This is a genomic window from Escherichia sp. WS1118 (genome assembly GCF_046487695.1).
In the GTDB taxonomy this organism is placed as follows: Bacteria; Pseudomonadota; Gammaproteobacteria; order Enterobacterales; family Enterobacteriaceae; genus Escherichia; species Escherichia coli.
This window is the reverse complement of record NZ_JBJQIZ010000008.1, coordinates 214946-239202: the sequence shown is the minus strand read 5'-3', so window position 1 is coordinate 239202 and position 24257 is coordinate 214946. Positions and strand designations below refer to the sequence as shown.

The window sequence follows — 24257 nt, the reverse complement described above, 5'->3', positions numbered from 1 at the left end:
CAAAAATTGACTTTATTCAGCAAAAATGAAAATCAGCCCGCTGAATATGTAACATTAATTAACCCGAACAATACGGGCAAAAAACATTCATGATAAAAATATTTATTGGTCATTATATTAACGTATTTTATAGTACTGTTGATATCACGCTCAAAAAACAACCACTGCTATTTTTAGCAAAGCTTATGGTATACTCCGCCGCCTTAACATTTTTCACCGCAAATTTTCATTGCAACATGACGAGGAAAATAAATGAGTACGCCTGATTTTTCTACTGCCGAGAATAATCAAGAACTGGCAAATGAAGTCTCCTGCCTGAAAGCGATGCTGACGCTGATGCTGCAGGCGATGGGACAAGCTGACGCGGGCCGCGTGATGTTAAAGATGGAAAAACAGCTTGCGCTGATCGAAGACGAAACCCAGGCTGCAGTATTTTCCAAAACGGTTAAGCAAATTAAACAAGCCTACCGTCAGTAATATAAAACCGGCTGAGAGCGTGCCTTTCAGCCGGTTTTTGCATCTGGCACGCAGAACAGAAAAGAGATCAAATTAAGCCAGTAGCGGCCGCGTAACAGGCAACCTGCGTCTTATTCGGTGCATTGATTTTTTTCTGCATGTTTTTCTGATGGAAATTGACCGTATTCTCAGAGATTGACAAAATCATCGCTATCTCTGCTGATGTCTTACCTTCCGCCGTCCATTTCAGAATTTCTTTTTCGCGCTTGCTGAAATTCATCTCTGGCGTCATCACTATTTCATCATTTAAACGCATCAGAGCCATCAGACTTTCGCGCACCAGTAGCTGCATTTTTAATTGCAGTTCATCACTAAGAATGGGTATTTCGCGCGTGCTGCAACGGGAAAAGGACAAAAAACCCAACGCCCGATTTGGCAACATTAAATACTGAGTGACACCGCGGCGTAAACCATGTGCGCGCGCAGCTTCCCATAACGGCTGTGCTTCGCTGAATAAGTCATCATTCCACATTAAATGGCCCTGACTAAAGTTTTCAGGGTTCAGCACCGGATCAATTGCGAGAAAATTTTTTGCCTGATAATAACTAACCCACGACTCAGGGTAATTGGTGTAGAAAGCCACTTTAGGTCGCGTGAATGGTACCGGGTGGCGAACACATAACGAATAGTAATCGTACTCCAGCTGCTGAGCCTGAAGCTCTATTTCATGGTAGACCTCTTCTGCGGCCTCCATCCTCTGAAAACGCAACAACATCGTGCGAAGCCAGCTGAAAAAATCCGTATCCTGCATAGTAAACCGCAACGCCCCTGAGAGTGAGTATCATTTATAATGATAATTCAAACTATCACATAAATAAGATTTATATATAATTTATATTATTCAGGCAATGAATTACTTTTGCAAGCCATCGCATTCTCTTATGTTATTAATGAGTTATGCTGATTTGTTAAGCAGTTTTATCACGTTTGAAATGGCGTCCCGCCCCGACTGGTGAATCGTCGGGGCTGATTTTTTCTTATTATTGCAGCAGAAACTTCTCCAGGAACTGGCGGGTGCGAGGCTGCTGAGGATCAGCAAATAACGCTTTTGCTACCCCCTGCTCGACTATCCGCCCCTGGTCCATAAAAATCGCCCGGTCCGCAACATCCCGGGCAAAGCTCATTTCGTGCGTCACAATCACCATCGTGCGCTTTTCCTGCGCCAGCTGACGAATGGTGTTCAGGACTTCGCCCACCAGCTCTGGATCCAGCGCCGACGTTGGCTCATCAAACAAAATCACTTCAGGACGCATTGCCAGAGCACGCGCAATCGCAACGCGCTGCTGTTGACCGCCAGACAAACGACGTGGATAACTGGTTTCTTTACCGGCCAGCCCAACTTTCGCCAGCAGCTCGCGAGCGCGCGCCGTGGCCTCTTCTTTCGGTTCGCCTTTGACGATCACCGGCCCTTCAATAATGTTTTCCAGCACCGTACGATGCGGAAACAGATTAAAGTTCTGGAAGACAAACCCGACGTGCTGACGCAACTGGCGAATCAGCGATTTTTGCTGACTTAATGAACGTGCAGTATCAATAGTGATATCGCCAACGGTGATGGTTCCCGCTTCCGGTTGTTCCAGCAGATTTATGCTGCGTAGCAACGTGGTTTTGCCGGAACCACTCGGACCGATAATAGCCACTACTTCGCCAGGCTTCACCTCAAGGTCGATACCATGCAGCACCGTCTGACCGTGGAATTTTTTCACCAGGTTCTTAACTTCAATGGCACTCATTTGGGTTCCCTCTCCTGGCGATTAAGTTGATTCTCAAAATGGTTCTGCAACGTCGATAACACAGTCGCCATAATCCAGTAGATGAGCGAAGCCGCCAGGTACATGGTGAACACCTCCAGCGTGCGCGAGGTAATCAACTGCGCCTGACGGAACAGCTCCGGCACCTGGATTGTCGCGGCCAGCGACGTATCTTTTACCAGGCTGATAAAGCTGTTCGACAGCGGCGGCAACGCCACCCGCGCCGCCTGTGGCAAAATCGCGCGACGCATGGTCTGCCATGGCGTCATGCCAATACTGGCTGCAGCTTCCCACTGACCTTTATCAATAGAAGAAATGGCGGCGCGCAGCGTTTCGGCAGCATAGGCGGCAGTGTTCAGCGACAGACCAATCATTGCTGACGGAATGGGATCTAATTCGATACCAAACTGTGGCAGTCCGTAATAGATCATAAACAGTTGTGCGATGAGCGGCGTACCACGAAAAATAGAGATATAAAAACGCGCCAGCCAGCGCACGGGCCAGATTGGCGACAGGCGCATCAGCGCGAGAATAAACCCGAGCAGTAAGCCAAAAAACATGCCGCCGATACTGAGTTGCAGCGTATACCCAGCCCCTTTCAGCAGGAACGGCAAGGAATCAATAACCAGTTGTATACTTTCTTGCATGAGCGTTCCCGGAGCTAAACGTGGGGATGATAGGCGAACAGCGCAGGCGCACCGCCGGTATGAATAAACAAAATCGGCCCTTCATCTTTGAAGCGTTTCTGACTGATACCGTCAATCAGCCCCGCCATCGCTTTTCCGGTATACACAGGATCAAGCAGAATGCCTTCCAGCCGCGCCAGCAATTTCACTGCTTCCATGCCTTCGTCGTTCGGCACGCCGTAGCCAGGTGCAAAATAGTCATCCCAGAGTAAAATTTCCGCTGATGCGGTCAGCTCCAGTTCTTTCGCAATCGCCTGTTGGAGGTTAACCACTTTCGGCAATTGATCGGCAACAGAACGCGACACAGTCACGCCAATCAGTTCGCTTTCAGGCATCAGGTGTTCCAGCCCAACAGCCAGTCCGGCGTGAGTTCCGGCACTGCCCGATGCGACCACCACCGACGAAATATTAACCGCCCCTTCACACTGTTGCGCGATTTCCAGCGCACTCTCCACATAACCCAGCGCGCCCAAAGCATTAGAACCGCCAACCGGAATGACATACGGGCGAAAGCCTTGTGCTTCGACTCGCGTCGCCAGCTCTTCCAGTTGGGTATTGGGATCGGTCAGTGCGTCGCACATTTCAATCTGGGTATTGAACAGATCCAGCAACAAACGATTGCCGTTGGTTAAATAGTTTTCCGCGGTTGTACCAATAGGATTTTCCAGCAGCGCCACGCAATGCAGACCGAGTTTCGCAGCGACTGCGGCAGTCTGGCGCACATGGTTAGACTGGATCGCCCCGGCAGTAATCAGCGTATCGGCACCTTCACGCAGAGCATCTGCCGCGAGAAATTCCAGCTTACGTAATTTATTGCCGCCCATTGCCATGGGAGTGACGTCATCCCGTTTGATGAAAATTTCCCGTCCAAGATAATCAGAAAAGCGCGGCAGATATTCGAGCGGCGTTGGCGCGCCGATAAACTCCAGCCGTGGAAAACGGGTTAAATTATGCAGTGGCATAACAGCCTCCGATGTGTGTTGTTGTGATTTTCTTATTATGCACGCTGAAAACGCGTAAATAAAAAAGGCGCTAGTGAAAGCGCCCTTTTTTGTCATTATGCTGATTATTTGGTCACATCAGCACCAAACCATTTTTCGGAAAGCGCTTGCAGAGTGCCGTCTTTTTGCATTTCCGCAATTGCATCATTCACTGCTTTCAGCAGGTCTTCATTTCCTTTACGCAACGCCACGCCAGACTCCTGACGGGAGAATGCTTCACCGGTTACTGCCAGCGTATCGTTGGTTTTCTTCACCAGATCCAGCGCCGCCAGACGATCAACGAGGATCGCATCGATACGGCCTACGCGCAGATCCTGATATTTGGTCGGGTCATCATCATAGGTACGCACATCGACACCCTGAACATTCTGACGCAGCCACTCTTCATAGTTGGTGCCCAGACCGACACCCACTTTTTTGCCTTTCAGATCAGCAGCCGTTTTAATGGTGCCTTCGTTACCTTTTTTCACCAGCGCCTGAATACCAGAAATGGTGTACGGGGTAGAGAAATCGTATTTTTTCTTGCGCTCGTCAGAAATGGTGACCTGATTAATCACCACATCAATGCGTTTAGAGTCCAGCGACGCCAGCATACCGTCCCATTTAGTCGGTTTTAGTGACGCCTCAACGCCAAGATGTTTTGCCAGCTGTTGGGCAAATTCCACTTCAAAACCGGTTAATTTGCCGTCATCCCCCTGAAAACTGAACGGCGGATAAGTTCCTTCCAGCCCTACCAGCAGCGTGCCGCGCTCTTTGACTTTATTAAGCAGACCTTCATCTGCAAAACTTTTAACGCTCATACCCGCAACCAGCGCCACGGCCATCACACCCATCAATGCCTGACGTCCCAGATGTGCTAATTTCATATTTACCCCGAATGTTGTTATGTCTGTTTGCAGTGTAGAGCCATTGTTTGTAAACACAAAAACAACTCCGCTACATCTTATTCTTATTTAATATATATCAGAAGCAGGTTGGCTGGAGGATTTCTGCACAAGTCCGGTACACGTTTGACGCTGATAGTGTTGATACTTCCGTAACGCGATGCGGTAATTGTTGGTGCTGGTGGAGGGCAGCCACGGGGCGAGGATTTCATCAAGGAAACCGTCCTGCAGCTGATCGAGGGAAATATTTTGCTCGTGTAGATGATTCCCCAAACGGCGCAGACGAACGACATATTCACGCACCGTACCAGGGCTCATTTCAGTTTGCTCAAAAAGAAATTGCTTAAAGCCGATAATATCGAAAAAATCACTCTGCGTTTTGCAATGTAAATCACCGCAAAATCGGCACAATGCCGCCCATGATTGTTGTTCCACTTGCCAGCCATTTTCATCAAGCAGCGTGTCCAGGCGGGAAATCTCGATTTTATTCACTATTTTGCCGTCGCGAACGAGGGTAATGCGATCGAGTAATTTACGGCAATGCGCGCAATGGGTCTGGCTGTGTTTAAAGTCTTTAAGATAGCGGCTTAATGGCCGTCTTTTCAGGTGCTGCACCATCATTAAGAACTCCTGGTAGTCAAAATTAAAGTGCGGCATTTACTGACGTTATAACTTACCCAGTTTAGTGCGTAACCGTTTAATGGCCTGACTGTGTAACTGACTGACCCGCGATTCCCCGACCTCCAGCACCGCGCCAATCTCTTTGAGATTCAGCTCTTCCTGGTAATAGAGGGTTAATACCAGTTTTTCGCGCTCCGGCAACGTTTCGATGGCCTCCATCACCCGCTGGCGCAGATTACTGTCCAGCAGTTGTTGTAGCGGGTTTTCTCGCTGATGATCATCAGTAACCAGTTCGATGCTATCGCCGTGCTCTTCACGCCACTCATCGTAGGAGAAGAGCTGGCTGTTATTGGTGTCGAGCAACATTTGGCGATAATCGGCAATATCGATCCCTAAACGTTCCGCTACCTCAGTTTCCGTGGCGTTGCGGCCAAGTTCCTGCTCCAGTTGCCCTATTGCCTGTGCCACTTCACGCGCGTTGCGTCGCACGCTGCGCGGCACCCAGTCACGGCTGCGAAGTTCATCCAGCATAGCGCCACGTATACGCTGCACTGCGTAAGTTGTAAATGCCGTTCCTTGTAGGGCGTCATAGCGTTCGACGGCATTAAGTAACCCAATGCCGCCCGCCTGTAGCAGATCGTCAAGTTCCACGCTCGCGGGCAGTCGAACCTGCAGGCGCAATGCTTCGTGACGCACCAGCGGGACATAACGCTGCCACAGCGAGTGTTTATCCATTACACCTTCAGCGGTATAGAGTGAATTCACGATAAACAGCCCTGCGTTATATGAGTTATCGGCATGATTATCCGTTTCTGCAGGGTTTTTAATCGGGCGATTAGTGGGTGAAATGAGGGGTTATTTGGGGGTTACCGGTAAATTGCGGGCAGAAAAAACCCCGCCGGTGGCGGGGAAGCACGTTGCTGACAAATTACCATTCATGTTGCCGGATGCGGCGCAAACGCCTTATCCGGCCTACAAAAATGTGCAAATTCAATAAATTGCAATTCCCCTTGTAGGCCTGATAAGCGCAGCGCACCAGGCAATTTGGCGTTGCCGTCAGTCTCAGTTAATCAGGTTACGGCGATTAACCCTGCAGCAGAGACAGAACCTGCTGCGGTACCTGGTTGGCTTTTGCCAGCACGGAGTTACCGGCCTGCTGGATAATCTGCGCTTTCGACATGTTGGACACTTCTGTAGCATAGTCGGCGTCCTGAATACGGGACTGCGCTTCAGACAGGTTGGTGGTGGTGTTGTTCAGGTTGGTTACTGCGGAATCCAGACGGTTTTGCACCGCACCGAGGGAGGAGCGGAAAGTATCAACCTGTGCAATAGCTTTGTCTAAAAGTGCCAGTGGATCAGCAGAAGAAGCCCCTGAGAACTGTGCAGTCGGTTTTGCTGTTGATAATTCAACAACAACTTTATTATCTGTTGCTTTTGCCGCAGTATTATCATCAAGTGCCGTTGAAACCGTTGTAGCGTAGTTTTTACCTTGGAATGTTACATATCCCGCAGCCGAGCCGTCAGAGTCAGCGGCAACTTTAATCAGTTGATCTTTCTGAGTAGCCGCAGTCGTTAGTCCATTATCGGTGTCTGTGTATTCGACATCGGCTTTATTCAACGTGACTTTGCCGTCTGTATGATTAATCGACGCGGAGTAGAAATCATTGCCGGATTGAACGACGAACTGTGATGTAGCAGCCCCTTTCGCATCCAGAGTGTTGTGTAACGTCAGGCTAGAAACATCGACTGTTTTACCTGTCGCAGTAGTCAGATCTTTCGCAACAGCAGTGAAATCAACACCAACAGGTTTTGTCCCGGCGGCACCGGTAATTTGAGTAATGGAATCACTAACGTTAAGTGACTGACCCGAAACGGAGAAACCGTTCAGTCCTAATGTAGAAGAGTCAATCTTCTGCAAATCAATGCTAATAGTCTGCCCATCATTCGCGCCAACCTGAATCTTCATCGAACCATCTTTCGCCAGCACATTCACGCCGTTGAACTGGGTCTGACCGGAAACGCGATCAATTTCATCCAGACGGGATTTGATTTCGTCCTGAATAGAAGACAGGTCAGAATCAGAGTTAGTCCCGGTCGTCGCCTGAACGGTCAACTCACGCACACGCTGCAAGTTGTTGTTGATTTCAGACAGCGCGCCTTCAGTGGTCTGCGCCAGAGAGATACCGTCGTTGGCGTTACGTGCGGCCTGAGTCAGACCTTTGATGTTAGAAGTGAAGCGGTTAGCAATCGCCTGGCCCGCGGCGTCATCTTTAGCGCTGTTAATACGCAGACCAGAAGAGAGGCGCTCGATAGAAGTCGACAGCGCAGACTGGTTTTTGTTGATGTTGTTCTGAGTGATCAGCGAGAGGCTGTTGGTATTAATGACTTGTGCCATAATTCATTTTCCTGTTTTCAAGTCTACGGTTTAAGTATTGGGCTTCCACCCTTCGGCTTCGTCGCCGTCAACCCTGTTATCGTCTGGTCACTCACAACCTTTAGAATTTTTTTCTAGCGGTCGAAATACTCCCCTTCCTCGTTGCTGTTCGTGCCATTAAGGCAAAAAATAAATCGTAAACTTTACCCCGCTTACGCCGATAACCCCGGTATTCGTTCTATACACGTCGCATGATTAAGGAAACTATATGGCTAGTATTTCAACGCTTGGGGTTGGGTCGGGGCTGGACTTAAGCAGCATCCTTGACAGTCTGGAGGCGGCAGAAAAATCTACCCTGACGCCGATATCAAAACAGCAAAGCTCTTACACCGCGAAACTGAGCGCCTACGGGACGCTGAAAAGTGCACTAGAGAGTTTCCAGACAGCCAACACAGCACTGAATAAAGCCGATTTATTTACCGCCACCTCAACCACCAGCAGTTCATCGGCTTTCAGCGCCACCACCACGGGCAGCGCGATTGCTGGGAAATACACCATTAGCGTTAGCCAACTGGCGCAGGCACAGACGCTGACAACAAAAAATAGTCAAAAAGACAGTAAAGCCGCCATCGCCACCAGCGATAGCGTACTGACCATCCAACAAGGCGGCGGTAAAGATCCGGTCACGATTGATATCAGCGCGGGTAACTCGTCACTTTCCGGCATTCGCGATGCCATTAACAACGCCAAAGCTGGTGTCAGCGCCAGTATCATCAATGTGGGAAACGGCGAATATCGTCTGTCCATCACCGCTAACGATACAGGCAGCGATAACGCTATGAAACTTAGCGTCAGCGGCGACAGCGCCCTGGAAAGTTTTATGGGTTACAACGGAACGCCGGGTGATAGCAGCAATGGCATGATTGAAAGCGTCACCGCGCAAAACGCCAAACTGACAGTCAATAACGTTGAGATTGAAAACAGCAGTAACACTATCAGCGACTCACTGGAAGATATCACCCTCAACCTGAATGACGTCACCACCGGTAATCAGACACTGACCATCAGTAAAGACACATCCAAAGCTGAAAATGCGGTTAAAGCGTGGGTGGATGCCTATAACACATTGCAGGATACATTCAGCAGCTTAACCAAATACACCGCTGTCGATGCCGGAGCTGAAAGTCAGGACTCCAGTAATGGCGCATTACTCGGTGACTCCACACTGCGTACCATCCAGACTCAGCTTAAAACCTTGCTTGCCAATACTCACAGCAGTTCAAACTATAAAACGCTAGCACAGATTGGCATTACCAGCGATGCCAGTACCGGCAAGCTGGAAATCGCGACTGACAAATTGCAAACGGCGCTAAAAAATGATGCCGCTGGTATCGGTGAAATGTTTATAGGTGACGGCAAAAGTACTGGGGTAACCACCGGCATTAGTAGCAACCTGACCAGTTGGCTCTCTTCCACCGGGATAATCCAGGCAGCAAAAGATGGCGTCAGCAAAACGCTGAATAATTTGACCGACCAGTACAACGCAGCCAGTGAACGTATCGATACCTTAATGACGCGCTATAAAGCCCAGTTCACCCAATTAGATGTGTTAATGAACTCGCTGAACTCCACTAGTAGCTATCTGACACAGCAGTTCGACACCTCAAATAGCAACTCGAAATAATCTTCAGGAGAGACTATGTACGCGGCAAAAGGCACCCAGGCCTATGCACAAATTGGCGTCGAAAGCGCCGTAATGAGCGCCAGCCAACAGCAGTTGGTCACCATGCTATTTGATGGAGTGCTGAGCGCACTGGTTAGAGCGCGCCTGTTTATGCAGGACAACAATCAGCCAGGCAAAGGTGTCTCTTTGTCAAAAGCGATCAACATCATTGAGAACGGACTGCGGGTGAGTCTTGATGAAGAGAGCAAAGACGAATTAACCCAAAACTTAATTGCTCTTTATAGCTATATGGTCAGGCGTTTGCTGCAAGCCAATTTACGCAACGATGTCTCCGCAGTCGAAGAGGTGGAAGCATTAATGCGTAATATTGCCGATGCCTGGAAAGAGTCTTTACTCTCCCCTTCTTTGATTCAGGACCCAGTCTGATGAACAATGCACCGCATTTGTATTTCGCCTGGCAACAACTCGTCGAAAAAAGCCAGCTCATGTTACGCCTGGCAACGGAAGAACAATGGGACGAACTCATCGCCAGCGAAATGGCGTATGTGAATGCGGTGCAGGAGATCGCACACCTGACTGAAGAGGTTGCCCCGTCCACTACGATGCAGGAGCAGCTCCGCCCGATGCTGCACCTGATTCTCGACAACGAAAGCAAGGTAAAGCAGTTATTACAGATTCGGATGGATGAACTGGCGAAACTGGTCGGTCAGTCATCGGTGCAAAAATCGGTGTTAAGTGCCTATGGCGATCAGGGCGGCTTTGTGCTAGCTCCGCAGGATAACCTCTTTTGAATCTTAATGAGCCGATGGCTCGCGAATAATCCGATTACGGCTACGCTTCTAATATTCCCCTTGAATGGAGTCGAAGAATGCGTAATCCCACGCTGTTACAATGTTTTCACTGGTATTACCCGGAAGGCGGTAAGCTCTGGCCTGAACTGGCCGAGCGCGCAGACGGTTTTAATGATATTGGTATCAATATGGTCTGGTTGCCGCCCGCCTATAAAGGCGCATCGGGCGGGTATTCGGTCGGCTACGACTCCTATGATTTATTTGATTTAGGTGAGTTTGATCAGAAAGGCAGCATCCCTACTAAATATGGTGATAAAGCACAACTGCTGGCCGCCATTGACGCCCTGAAACGTAATGACATTGCGGTGCTGCTGGACGTGGTAGTCAACCACAAAATGGGCGCGGATGAAAAAGAAGCTATTCGCGTGCAGCGTGTAAATGCTGATGACCGTACGCAAATTGACGAAGAAATCATTGAGTGTGAAGGCTGGACGCGTTACACCTTCCCCGCTCGTGCCGGGCAATACTCGCAGTTTATCTGGGATTTCAAATGTTTTAGCGGTATCGACCATATCGAACACCCTGATGAAGATGGCATTTTTAAAATTGTTAACGACTATACCGGAGAAGGCTGGAACGATCAGGTTGATGATGAACTCGGTAATTTCGATTATCTGATGGGTGAGAATATCGATTTTCGCAATCATGCCGTGACGGAAGAGATTAAATACTGGGCGCGCTGGGTGATGGAACAAACGCAATGCGACGGCTTTCGTCTTGATGCGGTCAAACATATTCCGGCATGGTTTTATAAAGAGTGGATCGAACACGTACAGGAAGTTGCGCCAAAGCCGCTGTTTATTGTGGCTGAATACTGGTCGCATGAAGTCGATAAACTGCAAACGTATATTGATCAGGTGGAAGGCAAAACCATGCTGTTTGATGCGCCGCTGCAGATGAAATTCCATGAAGCATCGCGCATGGGTCGCGACTACGACATGACGCAGATCTTCACTGGGACGCTGGTGGAAGCCGATCCTTTTCACGCCGTAACCCTCGTTGCCAACCACGACACCCAACCGTTGCAAGCCCTCGAAGCACCGGTCGAACCGTGGTTTAAACCGCTGGCGTATGCCTTAATTTTGTTGCGGGAAAATGGCGTTCCTTCGGTGTTCTATCCGGACCTCTACGGTGCACATTACGAAGATGTCGGTGGTGACGGGCAAACCTATCCGATAGATATGCCAATAATCGAACAGCTTGATGAGTTAATTCTCGCCCGTCAGCGTTTCGCCCACGGTGTACAGACGTTATTTTTCGACCATCCGAACTGCATTGCCTTTAGCCGCAGTGGCACCGACGAATATCCCGGCTGCGTGGTGGTCATGTCGAACGGAGATGATGGCGAAAAAACCATTCATCTGGGAGAGAATTACGGCAATAAAACCTGGCGTGATTTTCTGGGGAACCGGCAAGAGAGCGTAGTGACAGACGAAAACGGCGAAGCGACCTTCTTTTGCAACGGCGGCAGCGTTAGCGTGTGGGTTATCGAAGAGGTGATTTAAATCCATCCCCGGCGGCAAGCCGGGGAGATTTCATTACGGCAGTGGCGTCGGTAACGGCGCTTTATCCAGCGCGGCGGCACACTCTGCCGTCGGGCGATCCACACGCTCCATCGTCATACCATCGTACTCAATGGTGTTACCGTCACGCTCAACCTCGTACAGCTCACGTTTTACGGTAACGTTAGTGAGATCATCAGACATCAATGTCAACTTACCCGGCACGGCAATCACCCGCTGCCACTGACGGCAATCCAGGGTATCGCCCTCTTTAGTGACAATGAGGCTGCCTATCGCTTCCGGACTGACCAGCGCACGTTGCGGCCCTTTGGTCTGCCAGTAACCCGTCAGCCAGTCCGGCGCGGGGGTTTTCACGACATTGTTATAGTTTTCGACTTCGGCACAGCCCGCCAGCAACATGAGCGCACCTGCAATTGCGAGTTTTTTCATCATTCGTCCTGCATGAGAAGAAAAGAGGATTGTGGCATTAAAGCCCTGATGTCGCCAGCCTTTCCAGGCTCAGAGAGAAATTTGATCTAACCATTATTTTTGTGAATTATTACCCCGAAAATAAATTTGCATGGTGTATGATTCGCGACTCTTGTTTCAAACCTTCTGAGTTCAGAGGCTACATTCATGTCATGGCAGCAATTCAAACACGCCTGGTTGATTAAATTCTGGGCACCCATCCCTGCGGTCATCGCGGCGGGTATTCTCTCCACTTACTATTTTGGCATCACTGGCACATTTTGGGCAGTCACGGGTGAATTTACCCGTTGGGGCGGTCAGCTCCTGCAGTTGTTCGGCGTCCATGCTGAAGAGTGGGGTTATTTTAAAATTATCCATCTGGAAGGATCGCCATTAACCCGCATCGACGGAATGATGATCCTCGGTATGTTTGGCGGCTGTTTTGCCGCAGCGCTGTGGGCCAACAATGTCAAACTGCGCATGCCGCGCAGCCGTATCCGCATTATGCAGGCCATCATTGGCGGTATTATCGCCGGTTTTGGCGCACGTCTGGCAATGGGCTGTAACCTGGCGGCGTTCTTTACCGGAATTCCACAGTTCTCGCTGCACGCCTGGTTCTTTGCCATCGCCACTGCCATTGGTTCATGGTTTGGCGCGCGCTTTACCCTGCTGCCCATCTTCCGTATTCCCGTGAAAATGCAGAAAGTTTCTGCCGCCTCACCGCTGACGCAAAAACCGGATCAGGCGCGGCGTCGTTTTCGTCTCGGGATGCTGGTCTTTTTCGGCATGCTGGGCTGGGCGCTGCTCACGGCGATGAACCAACCCAAACTGGGGCTGGCAATGCTGTTTGGCGTCGGCTTTGGTTTACTGATTGAACGTGCGCAAATCTGCTTTACTTCGGCGTTCCGCGATATGTGGATCACCGGACGTACCCATATGGCGAAAGCAATCATTATCGGTATGGCGGTAAGTGCCATCGGGATCTTCAGTTACGTACAGTTAGGCGTTGAACCCAAAATCATGTGGGCGGGACCAAACGCGGTAATTGGTGGTTTACTGTTTGGTTTTGGCATCGTGCTGGCAGGCGGCTGCGAAACCGGCTGGATGTACCGCGCGGTAGAAGGCCAGGTGCACTACTGGTGGGTCGGTCTGGGCAACGTGATCGGCTCAACGATTCTGGCGTATTACTGGGATGATTTCGCTCCGGCGCTGGCCACCGACTGGGACAAAATCAACCTGCTGAAAACCTTTGGTCCGATGGGTGGCCTGCTGGTGACATATTTGCTGTTGTTTGCAGCTCTAATGTTGATTATCGGCTGGGAAAAACGCTTCTTCCGCCGTGCGGCACCGCAGATTGCTAAGGAGATCGCATGAAAAATATCGTTCCTGATTACCGTCTTGATATGGTGGGTGAACCCTGCCCTTATCCGGCTGTCGCAACCCTTGAGGCGATGCCGCAGTTAAAAAAAGGGGAGATCCTGGAAGTGGTGAGCGACTGTCCGCAGTCGATCAATAATATTCCACTGGATGCGCGTAATCACGGCTATACGGTGCTGGATATTCAGCAAGACGGGCCGACCATTCGTTATTTAATTCAGAAGTAATCCCTCATTCCCGCTGTGGCCCACAGCGGGAACATCGTTACCTCTCTATCACATAGATTTTACCCGCCCCCTCTCCTATTCTTTTCAGTGTGCTCTCAGGAGGTTTCTATGTGTGGACGCTTTGCCCAATCCCAAACGCGTGAAGATTACCTCGCGTTTCTCGCGGAAGATATTGAACGCGATATTCCCTACGATCCCGAACCTATTGGCAGATACAACGTCGCGCCGGGAACCAAAGTCCTTCTGCTCAGTGAACGTGATGAACACCTTCATCTGGATCCGGTTTTCTGGGGATATGCTCCCGGATGGTGGGATAAACCGCCGCTGATTAACGCCCGCGTAGAAACTGCCGCAACCAGTCGCATGTTTAAACCGCTCTGGCAACATGGTCGGGTAATATGCTTTGCCGATGGCTGGTTTGAGTGGAAAAAAGAAGGCGACAAAAAACAGCCTTATTTTATCTATCGCGCTGATGGACAACCTGTTTTTATAGCCGCGATAGGTAGCACACCGTTTGAGCGCGGTGACGAAGCCGAAGGAGTTTTAATTGTCACTGCAGCAGCAGACCAGGGCCTGGTAGATATTCATGACCGCCGCCCGCTGGTACTGTCGCCAGAAACTGCACGGGAATGGATGCGGCAAGAGGTTGGCGATAAAGAAGCCTCAGAAATCGCGGCCAGTGGCTGTGTTCCAGCAAACCAGTTCACCTGGCACCCGGTATCGTGCGCGGTGGGTAATGTTAAAAACCAGGGCGCGGAGTTAATTCAACCTGTTTGATAAGCCTGGAGATTATCTACACCTGGATGGACATCATTGTACTATGCCCGTACATGCCCCATCACATCCTCAACATCAAAGTATTTAAAGCCTTGCAAACCATTATGCGTCTCAGTTTGTCTCATCTATCTTACGCAAAAAAAATAGAACTAATATCAAGCGGCGCTATATTGCGTATTAAATAAAACCACCTCAATTACATTAATAAATCTAAACAAACATCATGCAAATAATTTCCATGGTTATTTTTAGGCCGTTTAAATTAAAAAAATAAATTATGAGCCAATCATAAATAACAACCTTTAATATAATTTGACTACCAAATTTATATTCGTTCACAAAATAGTCATGCATTGTGTGCAATAGAAACAGTTCAGATAAAAATAGGGATCTACTTCACAATTTAAATGAGAAACTAAAACTTACATCTTGAAATAATCTCATTGATTAGATGAATATTTGTAGTGCAGTGACATCATTTTTAAATAATAGTTCAAATAAAAGGGCTCACGATGAAAAAATTAACAGTGGCAATTTCTGCTGTAGCTGCATCAGTACTGATGGCGATGTCTGCTCAGGCAGCAGAGATTTACAATAAAGACAGTAACAAGCTGGATCTGTACGGAAAAGTTAATGCTAAGCACTACTTCTCTTCTAACGATGCAGATGATGGCGACACAACTTATGTTCGTCTGGGCTTCAAAGGCGAAACTCAAATCAACGATCAACTGACTGGTTTCGGTCAGTGGGAATATGAATTCAAAGGCAACCGTGCTGAATCTCAAGGTTCTTCCAAAGATAAAACCCGTCTTGCCTTCGCTGGCCTGAAATTCGGTGACTACGGCTCCATCGATTATGGCCGTAACTACGGTGTAGCATACGATATCGGTGCATGGACCGACGTTCTGCCAGAATTCGGTGGCGATACCTGGACCCAAACAGATGTGTTCATGACTGGTCGCACCACAGGTGTTGCAACCTATCGTAACAACGACTTCTTTGGTCTGGTTGATGGTCTGAACTTTGCTGCTCAGTATCAGGGTAAAAATGACCGCACTGACGTAACTGAAGCTAACGGTGATGGTTTCGGTTTCTCCACTACTTATGAGTATGAAGGATTCGGTGTAGGTGCAACCTATGCTAAATCTGACCGCACTAATGATCAGGTTATCTACGGTAACAACAGCCTGAATGCATCTGGTCAAAATGCTGAAGTATGGGCAGCTGGTCTGAAATATGATGCGAACAACATCTATCTGGCTACCACCTATTCTGAAACCCAGAACATGACTGTTTTTGGTAATAACCATATTGCCAACAAAGCACAAAACTTCGAAGTAGTTGCACAATATCAGTTCGACTTCGGTCTGCGTCCGTCCGTTGCTTACCTGCAATCTAAAGGAAAAGACTTGGGTGCGTGGGGTGATCAGGACCTGGTTGAATATATTGATGTAGGTGCAACCTATTACTTCAACAAAAATATGTCCACTTTTGTTGATTACAAAATCAACCTGATTGATAAGAGCGATTTCACGAAAGCATCTGGCGTTGCTACCGATGATATCGTTGCTGTAGGATTGGTTTACCAGTTCTAATCTGATTACTCAAAGATATGTTGTGGGAGGCTTTGCCTCCCCAACATATAAGTGGCCCCCTCAAGCCACTTTCCTTAGAAGCACTATCTTGCTTCTGACTATATAAACCTTCTGTTATATATTACCCTTTATTTTCTGGGGCGTTTCAACGCCCCATTTTTAATAATACCCAGTGAACAATTAACGTATCAACTAGATTTAATAACAACGATATCCGTACCTAACCTGATATCTAATGTCATAAGTATCCCTTTAATTATCCCCTCAACCTCTTGTAACTTTCCCACTCTTGAGCTCCACATAGTCCAAACGCCGGATGCAAAAAAATCACACGTGCATTTCTGAAATTGTGATGGAGGAAGATAGTATCAATTATATGTGCTTATAAACGTCCCCGATTAGCGCAGAAGTCACCGGATTGTTCAGGCTCCAATAGGTTGAGTATGCCGTATTTATTTTCCAAAATAAAAATCGATGCTGTTGCTCCTTCATAAAATACTTTTACTCTCTGGACGCTTTTCTTAGCTCTCTTGGTGTTATCTTAAAACGATTATGGAACCTTTCAGTAAAACGAGAAGGACACTTGTAACCATTTTCCCTGGCAATCTCGCTGATGGGTTTTACTGTCGTTTGTATAGCAGACAACGCATTATTTAACCTCACGTCGTCCAATATACTTTGAAAACTTACTCCCTCGCTTGCCAGACGGCGATGCAATGTGGAAACAGAAATGTAGAGATATCTCGCTACCTTGTTTGCTGTCCATTTTGTTCCAGGTTCGGATAGCATTAGGTTATAACAACGACTTATTAATGATTGTTTACTATCTGATAAAAGTAAACAATTAACATGATGTGCTCCTAATGAAAGTAGAACGCCCATTGCTAAGTGTTCCTGAATTTGCGTTGAGAAGCCTCGGGAAATAGATGTTTTTAGTTGCTCCCAACAATATATTAACTCGGGGTTCTGAGGTAAGCAGAAACCTGTCGTGTTACGAATTTGATCAGTTATCGCATAAAATTTTTGAAACTTTTCAATTAGATCAATGGGATAATAAAGCATTTCTGCAAGATAAAGACCTGCTTCTGGATAATTCGCAATATAGAATTCATATCCACAGGGAAATAATATTATCTGATTATTATCAACAGTTAGACTATGCGTCTCCCAATTGATAACTTTTTTTCCCTGACGGATACGACATAAAGCTGGCATAAGAGGCTTAACCCTGTGAATCTCATGATGTTTATGCATCCGTATTTCTTCAATCTTTAGGTTAGTCTTATCTTTTGCCAGCATACTCTTACCCTACTTTATCTCATAAACTGGTGTTATCTCAGCGGTTGCAATTTTATTGGCATTAAGCATATAACCAACTAACGCTCCGCTGGAATTAGAATCCACAGGAATCTTATCAGTTTTTAGAGCCCATACTTTAAACTGGTAATGATGGGGTTTATCTCCTTTGGGAGGACATGCTCCACCAAATCCTGCATAACCAAAATCATTTCGGCCTTGAACAGCACCAGTCGGAAGTTTTGTACCATCACGTCTTCCTGCATCAGCGGGCAAATATGTTACAGTTGCTGGAATATTAGCAACAGTCCAGTGCCACCATCCACTGCCTGTAGGAGCATCTGGATCATACACAGTTACGGCAAAGCTTTTGGTGCCTTCAGGAGCACCAGACCAGGTTAATGAGGGCGATGTATTACCACCTTCACACCCAAATCCAGAAAATACATGAGACGTTGTAAGTTGCTCTCCTGTTTTTATTTCATTACTAGTGACCTGAAATGCTGCGGCCTGCGCAGAAAATGTTATGAATGCCAATACACTTGAAACGATAAGTTTTTTCATAAAAACCTCATTGTTGTGACCTATCGTTATTTTATTTGATGTGCCTTGATCTCATTATGCATAAAGGCGCAATGATCGCGCAAATGCAATCATAATTATAAAGGTGCCCCGAACATTAGCCATAATATGCACAAATCAGATTCCTGTTATCTCAAGGATAATTATTTTTTAATGCGGTGCACTTCGTGACAACAAGTTAATGACTAACACACCGGCACAAATCAACATCATGCCTATGATAGCTGGCAGGTCCAGTCGTTGACCAAAAAATCCCCAGGAAAGCAAACTAATCAGAACGATACCGACTCCTGACCAGATAGCATAAGCAATCCCTGTAGGTATATAAGCCAGCGTCTGAGCTAATAACCAGAATGATGCACAATAGCAAATAATTGTGCCAACAGAGGGCCATAACCGTGTAAACCCCTCTGAAAACTTCATTAAGGTTGTACCAATGACCTCTGCAAGTATTGCGCCACCAAGATAAATATAAGGGTTCATAGCATATTCTTTCCTGTTCATACTGGAGAGAATTGTACTACAGTTTGAACACAACTCACCGTTTTCATCCTGGTGTATGTGTATCCAGGGGGCTCTGGCGTGGCAAGAGATAAAGGCAGGAACAATAATGATCAGAAGGAACCCCAGGCTAACGAATGAGTTCACTCTTCCTGGGAGCAAAGCGAAGACAAAACATGTTATCGCGTTTACGGATCGTGGATGGCAGAAAACAACCAGGATCAGGTATCCATTTTAAACCAGAAATTGAGTGAGTTTGCCCCATCCATGCCCCACGCTGTGGGATCGGATATAATTAAACAAGCATAGTCAACAGGTTACACAACCTACACCTGCATGGACATCACTTCCTGATACGCCGCCACCAGTTTATTACGCACCTGAATCCCCATTTGCATTGAAACTGAGGCTTTTTGCATATCGGTCATCACATCGTTTAACGCCACGCCGGGTTCACCGAGGGTGAATTTTTCTGCCTGGGTACGGGCGGCTGTTTGTGTATCGCTTATGCGATCGAGCGCGGCGTGCAGCTGCCCGGCAAAACTAATGGTCGGTTGCGGCAGTGATTCCTGCGCACGCGCACTCATCGCCGTAGCCTGTAACTGGCTGATAACCCCTTCAATCCCCTGTATCGCTGACATTTTCGTCTCCCGAATAATTTCTGATAGCAAAGCCTACCAGTAAGTCAATAAGACAAAGGCGCTAAATAGCAACAAAAAAACGGGTTTATTGGCGGATAGAAAAAAACGAAAGCACAAATAATGGGAGCGTCAATTTTTCGAGTTTGCTGACCCGGGAGTGAGTCTTGTTCCACTTTGCCAATAACGCCGTCCATAATCAGCCACGAGGTGCGCGATGAATGCGACTGCAGCCCAGACAAAATCTCTTGAGTGGCTTAATCGCCTGCGTGCGAATCCGAAAATTCCATTGATTGTTGCCGGTTCCGCGGCAGTGGCGGTCATGGTCGCACTGATCCTGTGGGCGAAAACCCCCGACTACCGTACATTATTCAGCAATCTTTCCGATCAGGATGGTGGCGCAATTGTCAGTCAACTGACGCAAATGAATATTCCTTACCGCTTCAGCGAAGCCAGCGGCGCTATTGAAGTTCCGGCAGATAAAGTTCACGAACTGCGCCTGCGCCTGGCGCAACAAGGTTTGCCCAAAGGCGGCGCGGTCGGTTTCGAACTGCTCGATCAGGAAAAGTTTGGTATCAGCCAGTTCAGCGAACAGGTGAATTATCAGCGGGCGCTGGAAGGCGAGCTTTCTCGTACCATCGAAACTATCGGCCCGGTAAAAGGGGCGCGCGTACATCTGGCAATGCCGAAACCGTCTTTATTCGTCCGTGAACAAAAATCCCCTTCTGCATCGGTGACGGTAAATCTGTTACCCGGCCGCGCACTCGATGAAGGGCAAATTAGCGCCATTGTGCATCTGGTTTCCAGCGCGGTGGCTGGTCTGCCGCCGGGGAACGTCACGCTGGTGGATCAGGGCGGACATCTGTTAACCCAGTCCAATACCAGCGGGCGCGATCTTAATGATGCTCAGTTGAAATATGCCAGCGATGTCGAAGGCCGTATTCAGCGGCGTATTGAAGCGATCCTGTCGCCTATTGTTGGTAACGGTAATATTCACGCCCAGGTCACGGCGCAACTGGACTTCGCCAGTAAAGAACAAACGGAAGAACAGTATCGCCCTAACGGTGATGAATCTCAGGCGGCGCTTCGTTCACGCCAGCTTAATGAGAGCGAGCAAAGCGGTTCCGGTTATCCGGGCGGCGTACCGGGGGCGTTGTCGAATCAACCGGCACCTGCGAATAACGCGCCAATCAGCACGCCTCCGGCAAATCAAAATAACCGCCAGCAGCAGGCGAGCACCACCAGCAATAGTGGGCCGCGTAGCACACAGCGGAATGAAACCAGTAACTACGAAGTCGATCGCACCATTCGTCATACCAAAATGAACGTGGGCGATGTGCAACGTCTGTCAGTCGCGGTAGTGGTGAATTACAAAACCTTGCCAGACGGTAAACCATTGCCTCTCAGCAACGAACAGATGAAACAAATTGAAGATCTGACCCGCGAGGCGATGGGCTTTTCTGAAAAACGCGGTGACTCGCTCAATGTTGTTAACTCGCCGTTCAATAGCAGTGACGAAAGCGGCGGAGCACTGCCGTTCTGGCAACAGCAAGTGTTTATCGATCAGTTACTTGCTGCCGGTCGCTGGTTGCTGGTACTGCTGGTGGCGTGGCTGCTGTGGCGTAAAGCGGTACGCCCGCAGCTAACACGTCGCGCTGAGGCGATGAAAGCTGTACAGCAACAGGCGCAGGCCCGCGAGGAAGTGGAAGATGCGGTGGAAGTCCGCCTGAGCAAAGACGAACAACTCCAACAACGGCGCGCTAACCAACGTCTGGGGGCAGAAGTCATGAGCCAGCGTATCCGTGAAATGTCTGATAACGATCCGCGCGTGGTGGCGCTGGTCATTCGCCAGTGGATAAATAACGATCATGAGTAACCTGACAGGCACCGATAAAAGCGTCATCCTGCTGATGACCATTGGCGAAGACCGGGCGGCAGAGGTGTTCAAGCACCTCTCCCAGCGCGAAGTGCAAACCCTGAGCGCTGCAATGGCGAACGTCACGCAGATCTCCAACAAGCAGCTAACCGATGTGCTGGCGGAGTTTGAGCAAGAAGCTGAACAGTTTGCCGCACTGAATATCAACGCCAACGATTATCTGCGTTCGGTATTGGTCAAAGCTCTGGGTGAAGAACGTGCCGCCAGCCTGCTGGAAGATATTCTCGAAACTCGCGATACCGCCAGCGGTATTGAAACGCTCAACTTTATGGAGCCGCAGAGCGCCGCCGATCTGATTCGCGATGAGCATCCGCAAATTATCGCCACCATTCTGGTGCATCTGAAGCGCGCCCAGGCCGCCGATATTCTGGCGTTGTTCGATGAACGTCTGCGCCACGACGTGATGTTGCGTATCGCCACCTTTGGCGGCGTGCAGCCTGCCGCGCTGGCGGAGCTGACCGAAGTACTGAATGGCTTGCTCGACGGTCAGAATCTCAAGCGCAGTAAAATGGGCGGCGTGAGAACGGCAGCCGAAATTATCAACCTGATGAAAACTCAGCAGGAAGAAGCCGTTATTACCGCCGTGCGTGAATTCGACGGCGAGCTGGCGCAGAAAATCATCGATGAGATGTTCCTGTTCGAGAATCTGGTGGATGTCGATGATCGCAGCATTCAGCGTCTGTTGCAGGAAGTGGATTCCGAATCGCTGCTGATCGCGCTGAAAGGGGCCGAGCAGCCACTGCGCGAGAAATTCCTGCGCAATATGTCGCAGCGTGCCGCCGATATTCTGCGCGACGATCTCGCCAACCGTGGTCCGGTGCGTCTGTCGCAGGTGGAAAACGAACAGAAAGCGATTCTGCTGATTGTGCGCCGTCTTGCCGAAACTGGCGAGATGGTGATTGGCAGCGGCGAGGATACCTATGTCTGATAATCTGCCGTGGAAAACCTGGACGCCGGACGATCTCGCGCCACCACCGGCAGAGTTTGTGCCAATGGTCGAGTCGGAAGAAACCATTATTGAAGAGGCCGAACCCAGCCTTGAGCAGCAACTGGCGCAACTGAAAATGCAGGCCCACGAGCAGGGTTATCAGGCGGGGATTGCCGAAGGTCTCCAGCAAGGTCATGAGCAGGGCTATCAGGAAGGCCTGGCCCAGGGGCTGGAACAAGGTCTGGCAGAGGCGAAGTCTCAACAAGCGCCAATTCATGCCCGGATGCAGCAACTGGTCAGCGAATTTCAAACTACCCTTGATGCGCTTGATAGTGTGATTGCTTCGCGCCTGATGCAGATGGCGCTGGAGGCGGCACGTCAGGTGATCGGTCAGACGCCAACGGTGGATAACTCGGCACTGATCAAACAGATCCAACAGTTGTTGCAGCAAGAACCGTTGTTCAGCGGTAAACCGCAGCTGCGCGTGCACCCCGATGATCTGCAACGTGTTGATGATATGCTCGGCGCAACTTTAAGTTTGCATGGCTGGCGCTTGCGGGGCGATCCCACCCTCCATCCTGGCGGCTGTAAAGTCTCCGCCGATGAAGGCGATCTCGACGCCAGTGTCGCCACCCGCTGGCAAGAACTCTGCCGTCTGGCAGCACCAGGAGTGGTGTAATGACCACGCGCCTGACTCGCTGGCTAACCACGCTGGATAACTTCGAAGCTAAAATGGCGCAGTTGCCTGCGGTACGTCGCTACGGGCGATTAACCCGCGCTACCGGGCTGGTGCTGGAAGCCACCGGATTACAATTGCCGCTCGGCGCAACCTGTGTGATTGAGCGCCAGAACGGCAGCGAAACTCACGAAGTAGAAAGCGAAGTCGTTGGCTTTAACGGTCAACGGCTGTTTTTAATGCCGCTGGAGCAAGTGGAAGGTGTCCTGCCCGGCGCGCGTGTTTATGCCAAAAACATTTCGGCTGAAGGACTGCAAAGCGGCAAGCAGTTGCCGCTCGGTCCGGCGTTATTAGGTCGCGTTCTGGACGGCAGCGGTAAACCGCTCGATGGCCTCCCCTCCCCCGATACGACGGAAACCGGTGCGCTGATTACCCCGCCATTTAACCCGTTGCAACGTACACCGATTGAACATGTGCTGGACACCGGCGTGCGCCCAATCAATGCCCTGCTTACCGTCGGACGCGGGCAGCGTATGGGGCTGTTTGCCGGGTCCGGCGTTGGTAAAAGTGTGCTGTTGGGGATGATGGCCCGTTACACCCGCGCCGATGTCATTGTCGTGGGTTTGATTGGTGAACGAGGGCGCGAAGTAAAAGATTTTATTGAGAATATCCTCGGTGCCGAAGGACGTGCACGCTCCGTGGTGATTGCCGCTCCGGCGGATGTTTCTCCGCTCCTGCGAATGCAGGGTGCCGCCTATGCCACGCGCATTGCCGAAGATTTTCGCGATCGTGGTCAGCATGTGTTGCTGATTATGGACTCCCTCACCCGCTACGCGATGGCCCAGCGTGAAATTGCGCTGGCGATTGGCGAACCACCCGCCACTAAAGGTTATCCACCGTCGGTGTTTGCCAAATTACCGGCACTGGTCGAGCGTGCCGGAAATGGCATTAGCGGCGGCGGCTCGATTACCGCGTTTTATACCGTGCTCACCGAGGGCGATGACCAGCAGGACCCCATTGCCGACTCCGCGCGAGCAATCCTCGACGGTCACATTGTGCTGTCTCGCCGACTGGCGGAAGCCGGGCACTATCCGGCTATCGATATCGAAGCGTCGATCAGCCGCGCAATGACGGCGTTGATCAGCGAGCAACATTATGCGCGAGTGCGCACCTTCAAACAGCTGTTGTCGAGTTTTCAGCGTAACCGCGATCTGGTTAGCGTCGGTGCGTATGCCAAAGGCAGCGATCCGATGCTCGATAAAGCTATCGCCCTGTGGCCGCAGCTGGAGGGCTATTTGCAACAAGGCATTTTTGAACGCGCGGACTGGGAAGCGTCTCTCCAGGGGCTGGAACGTATTTTCCCGACAGTGTCATAACCCAGGAGAT

Annotated in this window: 27 protein-coding genes; 14 read left to right on the top strand and 13 right to left on the bottom strand. The window is 49.5% G+C overall.

The features are described from left to right. The first annotated feature begins 89 nt into the window (after nt 1–89). Nucleotides 90–266: a protein YecU gene (gene yecU, locus ACJHYO_RS15615; RefSeq protein ID WP_001307856.1), complete on the top strand. Its 177-nt coding sequence runs from the start codon at nt 90–92 to the stop codon at nt 264–266. Further along, on the top strand, nt 253–477 hold the full coding sequence (gene yecF / locus ACJHYO_RS15610; protein ID WP_000106474.1) for a DUF2594 family protein YecF: 225 nt from the start codon (nt 253–255) through the stop codon (nt 475–477). Before yecU ends, yecF begins: the two co-directional genes overlap by 14 nt. A 67-nt stretch (nt 478–544) precedes the next feature. Here yecF and sdiA read toward each other — a convergent pair whose 3' ends face one another. From sdiA to ACJHYO_RS15570, 8 genes are all read right to left on the bottom strand, one after another. After that, a complete protein-coding gene (sdiA, locus tag ACJHYO_RS15605) occupies nt 545–1267 on the bottom strand; it encodes a transcriptional regulator SdiA (protein ID WP_001154255.1) in 723 nt (240 codons plus the stop codon). A 229-nt stretch (nt 1268–1496) separates the two neighbouring features. After that, the gene (gene tcyN / locus ACJHYO_RS15600) at nt 1497–2249 is read right to left on the bottom strand and encodes an L-cystine ABC transporter ATP-binding protein TcyN (RefSeq protein WP_001273000.1); all 753 of its coding nucleotides are present in this window, start codon (nt 2247–2249) and stop codon (nt 1497–1499) included. Next, entirely contained in the window at nt 2246–2914 is a 669-nt protein-coding gene (gene tcyL, locus ACJHYO_RS15595; protein ID WP_001158220.1) for a cystine ABC transporter permease, read from the bottom strand. Before tcyL ends, tcyN begins: the two co-directional genes overlap by 4 nt. A 14-nt stretch (nt 2915–2928) precedes the next feature. Then, nucleotides 2929–3915 (bottom strand): D-cysteine desulfhydrase, encoded by a 987-nt coding sequence (gene dcyD, locus ACJHYO_RS15590; protein ID WP_001128237.1) that lies wholly within the window; start codon nt 3913–3915, stop codon nt 2929–2931. A 104-nt stretch (nt 3916–4019) separates the two neighbouring features. Continuing rightward, a complete protein-coding gene (gene tcyJ, locus ACJHYO_RS15585) occupies nt 4020–4820 on the bottom strand; it encodes a cystine ABC transporter substrate-binding protein (RefSeq protein WP_001295643.1) in 801 nt (266 codons plus the stop codon). 87 nt (nt 4821–4907) lie between these two features. Further along, the gene (gene fliZ / locus ACJHYO_RS15580) at nt 4908–5459 is read right to left on the bottom strand and encodes a flagella biosynthesis regulatory protein FliZ (RefSeq protein ID WP_001298510.1); all 552 of its coding nucleotides are present in this window, start codon (nt 5457–5459) and stop codon (nt 4908–4910) included. Nucleotides 5460–5504: 45 nt separating this feature from the next. After that, on the bottom strand, nt 5505–6224 hold the full coding sequence (fliA, locus tag ACJHYO_RS15575; RefSeq protein ID WP_001087467.1) for an RNA polymerase sigma factor FliA: 720 nt from the start codon (nt 6222–6224) through the stop codon (nt 5505–5507). Between the two features lie 319 nt (nt 6225–6543). Next, on the bottom strand, nt 6544–7854 hold the full coding sequence (locus ACJHYO_RS15570; RefSeq protein ID WP_001538885.1) for a FliC/FljB family flagellin: 1311 nt from the start codon (nt 7852–7854) through the stop codon (nt 6544–6546). Nucleotides 7855–8101: 247 nt separating this feature from the next. Between ACJHYO_RS15570 and fliD the strand changes: the two genes are divergently transcribed. The 4 genes from fliD (at nt 8102) to amyA (ending at nt 11873) form a co-directional block, all read left to right on the top strand. After that, on the top strand, nt 8102–9517 hold the full coding sequence (fliD, locus tag ACJHYO_RS15565; protein ID WP_000146828.1) for a flagellar filament capping protein FliD: 1416 nt from the start codon (nt 8102–8104) through the stop codon (nt 9515–9517). A 15-nt stretch (nt 9518–9532) separates the two neighbouring features. Beyond that, nucleotides 9533–9943 carry a flagellar export chaperone FliS gene (fliS, locus tag ACJHYO_RS15560; protein ID WP_000270658.1) on the top strand — a complete coding sequence of 137 codons (411 nt, stop codon included), beginning with the start codon at nt 9533–9535 and terminating at the stop codon, nt 9941–9943. Next, nucleotides 9943–10308: a flagella biosynthesis regulatory protein FliT gene (fliT, locus tag ACJHYO_RS15555; protein ID WP_001057836.1), complete on the top strand. Its 366-nt coding sequence runs from the start codon at nt 9943–9945 to the stop codon at nt 10306–10308. Before fliS ends, fliT begins: the two co-directional genes overlap by 1 nt. Nucleotides 10309–10385: 77 nt before the next feature. After that, nucleotides 10386–11873, top strand: a complete 1488-nt coding sequence (gene amyA, locus ACJHYO_RS15550) for an alpha-amylase (protein ID WP_001245691.1) — start codon at nt 10386–10388, stop codon at nt 11871–11873. A gap of 33 nt (nt 11874–11906) precedes the next feature. Here amyA and yedD read toward each other — a convergent pair whose 3' ends face one another. Then, complete coding sequence (gene yedD / locus ACJHYO_RS15545) at nt 11907–12320, bottom strand: lipoprotein YedD (protein ID WP_001296171.1); 414 nt, start codon at nt 12318–12320, stop codon at nt 11907–11909. A gap of 186 nt (nt 12321–12506) precedes the next feature. On the opposite strand from yedD, the gene yedE reads away from it, so the two are divergent. From yedE to ompC, 4 genes are all read left to right on the top strand, one after another. After that, on the top strand, nt 12507–13712 hold the full coding sequence (gene yedE / locus ACJHYO_RS15540; protein WP_000118896.1) for a selenium metabolism membrane protein YedE/FdhT: 1206 nt from the start codon (nt 12507–12509) through the stop codon (nt 13710–13712). Beyond that, a complete protein-coding gene (gene yedF / locus ACJHYO_RS15535) occupies nt 13709–13942 on the top strand; it encodes a sulfurtransferase-like selenium metabolism protein YedF (RefSeq protein ID WP_000790504.1) in 234 nt (77 codons plus the stop codon). The genes yedE and yedF overlap by 4 nt, the downstream gene beginning before the upstream one ends. A 108-nt stretch (nt 13943–14050) precedes the next feature. Beyond that, nucleotides 14051–14719: an SOS response-associated peptidase gene (locus ACJHYO_RS15530; RefSeq protein ID WP_085455383.1), complete on the top strand. Its 669-nt coding sequence runs from the start codon at nt 14051–14053 to the stop codon at nt 14717–14719. Between the two features lie 512 nt (nt 14720–15231). Further along, nucleotides 15232–16314: a porin OmpC gene (gene ompC / locus ACJHYO_RS15525; RefSeq protein WP_000737290.1), complete on the top strand. Its 1083-nt coding sequence runs from the start codon at nt 15232–15234 to the stop codon at nt 16312–16314. Between the two features lie 501 nt (nt 16315–16815). Here the strand turns inward: ompC and ACJHYO_RS15520 are convergent. From ACJHYO_RS15520 to fliE, 4 genes are all read right to left on the bottom strand, one after another. After that, nucleotides 16816–17613, bottom strand: a complete 798-nt coding sequence (locus ACJHYO_RS15520; RefSeq protein ID WP_000879825.1) for a helix-turn-helix transcriptional regulator — start codon at nt 17611–17613, stop codon at nt 16816–16818. Nucleotides 17614–17622: 9 nt separating this feature from the next. Further along, the gene (gene ybcL / locus ACJHYO_RS15515) at nt 17623–18174 is read right to left on the bottom strand and encodes a Raf kinase inhibitor-like protein YbcL (RefSeq protein ID WP_001310919.1); all 552 of its coding nucleotides are present in this window, start codon (nt 18172–18174) and stop codon (nt 17623–17625) included. A gap of 168 nt (nt 18175–18342) precedes the next feature. Then, nucleotides 18343–18675 carry a multidrug efflux SMR transporter EmrE gene (gene emrE, locus ACJHYO_RS15510; protein ID WP_001070440.1) on the bottom strand — a complete coding sequence of 111 codons (333 nt, stop codon included), beginning with the start codon at nt 18673–18675 and terminating at the stop codon, nt 18343–18345. 344 nt (nt 18676–19019) lie between these two features. Beyond that, nucleotides 19020–19334, bottom strand: a complete 315-nt coding sequence (gene fliE, locus ACJHYO_RS15505) for a flagellar hook-basal body complex protein FliE (RefSeq protein ID WP_001274299.1) — start codon at nt 19332–19334, stop codon at nt 19020–19022. Between the two features lie 214 nt (nt 19335–19548). Here fliE and fliF point away from each other — a divergent pair, with 214 nt between their 5' ends. Genes fliF through fliI form a run of 4 tightly spaced genes read left to right on the top strand, consistent with a single transcriptional unit; the run spans nt 19549 to nt 24247 of the window. Then, nucleotides 19549–21207 carry a flagellar basal-body MS-ring/collar protein FliF gene (gene fliF / locus ACJHYO_RS15500; protein WP_085455384.1) on the top strand — a complete coding sequence of 553 codons (1659 nt, stop codon included), beginning with the start codon at nt 19549–19551 and terminating at the stop codon, nt 21205–21207. Next, nucleotides 21200–22195 (top strand): flagellar motor switch protein FliG, encoded by a 996-nt coding sequence (gene fliG, locus ACJHYO_RS15495; RefSeq protein ID WP_000067950.1) that lies wholly within the window; start codon nt 21200–21202, stop codon nt 22193–22195. Before fliF ends, fliG begins: the two co-directional genes overlap by 8 nt. Beyond that, on the top strand, nt 22188–22874 hold the full coding sequence (fliH, locus tag ACJHYO_RS15490) for a flagellar assembly protein FliH (RefSeq protein WP_085455385.1): 687 nt from the start codon (nt 22188–22190) through the stop codon (nt 22872–22874). The genes fliG and fliH overlap by 8 nt, the downstream gene beginning before the upstream one ends. After that, a complete protein-coding gene (fliI, locus tag ACJHYO_RS15485) occupies nt 22874–24247 on the top strand; it encodes a flagellar protein export ATPase FliI (protein WP_410232505.1) in 1374 nt (457 codons plus the stop codon). Before fliH ends, fliI begins: the two co-directional genes overlap by 1 nt. Nucleotides 24248–24257 lie beyond the last annotated feature (10 nt).